The following is a 1,593-nucleotide window of genomic DNA, read 5'->3' as shown; positions in this document are numbered from 1 at the left end:
AGGCCTAGATGAGACACCGTAGTGCGTCAGCAGAGGGCACTGAAAAAGTCCCTTATTAATTTCTGGAAAATATGGATTTTTACGTGTTTATAAGCATCGATTCTATTATAATAAAAGTAACAAGCGGAAAGTGGTGGGTTCGGTGTTACAGAAACAAGAATCGTTTACGTTAAGTTCTTACACAAATTTATATGATATGGTTGTTCCCAAAGATAATTTTTTGCGTCAAATGAACGAATTGGTTGATTTTTCTTTTGTTATCGATGAATTAAAGGGAAAATATTGTTTAGATAATGGTCGTAATGCAGTTTCTCCAATTCGCATGTTTAAGTATCTATTATTAAAAACCATCTTCGATATATCAGATGTAGACGTAGTAGAACGTTCTAAGTATGATATGTCATTTAAATACTTTTTGAACTACGCACCAGAAGACCCAGTAATCCATCCAAGTTCGTTAACAAAGTTTCGTCGTAAGCGGTTGGAAGACATGGATCTATTGGATATGTTGGTTCATAAGTCGGTCGAGATTGCTCTTGAACATGGAATAATTGAATCGAAGACAATCCTTGTCGATGCTACACATACTGCATCAAGGTACTGTTCAAAGTCAGCAAAGGAGTTCCTTCAAGAGAAATCGAAGCAACTACGTAAAACAATTTATCAATATGATGAGTCCATGAAGGAAAAGTTTCCAACGAAACCGAAAACAGATGAGGCTGAAGATGAACTATTTTATTGTAAAACGTTATTAAAAACGATAGAAGAACAACCTGCACTCACTAAAATTCCAGCTGTTGAAGAACGGATGAATGTTTTAAAAGAAATAATAGATGATTATCATGAACAACTATCTTATTCGGAAGATCCAGATGCACGTACAGGACATAAATCAGCGGACTACTCTTTTCATGGATACAAAACCCATATGGCTATGTCAGATGAGCGTATCATTACAGCTGCAGTAGTTACTTCTGGCGAGAAAGGCGATGGGCAATATTTGGAAGAACTGGTGGAGAAAAGTGTAGCGACTGGAATGGAAGTTGAGACAGTTATTGGAGATACAGCCTATTCTGGAACAAATAATCTGAATTACGCTAAAGATAAGTTTAACCTTGTTTCAAGGTTACACCCGATTATTACTAATGGAACAAGAAAGAAAGAGGATGAGTTTGAATTTAATAAGGATGCTGGTTTATTTGTATGTCCTGCAGGACATTTAGCAAAGAAGAAAAGTATAAAAAAGAGAAGAGATCGTAATGATCAAATTAGATACCATTTTGATGTAGAAATCTGTAAAAAATGTCCATTAAAAGATGGGTGTTATAAAGAGGGCGCGAAAACTAAAACATATTCTGTGACGATTAAGTCGACTGAGCATACCGAACACGAAGCCTATCAAAATACAGAAGAATTTAAAGAACTGGCAAAAAGTCGATATAAAATTGAAGCTAAAAATAGCGAAATCAAAAACAGACACGGGTACAAACAAGCCAAAAGCTCGGGTTTATTTGGAATGCAAATCCAAGGAGCAACCACGATATTTGCCGTTAATATGAAGAGGATTATAAAGCTAATCAAGGAAAAAGAGGA

The 1,593-nt window shown here is 35.6% G+C and carries 1 protein-coding gene; it reads left to right on the top strand.

Translation table 11 applies throughout. From position 1 onward, the window contains the following. Positions 1 to 142: 142 nt before the first annotated feature. The coding region (locus D8M05_RS19945) for an IS1182 family transposase (RefSeq protein WP_379543632.1) at positions 143 to 1,593 on the top strand (1,451 nt) is incomplete at its 3' end.

The sequence above is a fragment of the Oceanobacillus bengalensis genome (assembly GCF_003628445.1).
In the GTDB taxonomy this organism is placed as follows: Bacteria; Bacillota; Bacilli; order Bacillales; family Amphibacillaceae; genus Oceanobacillus; species Oceanobacillus bengalensis.
This window is presented reverse-complemented; position numbering and strand designations above follow the sequence as displayed.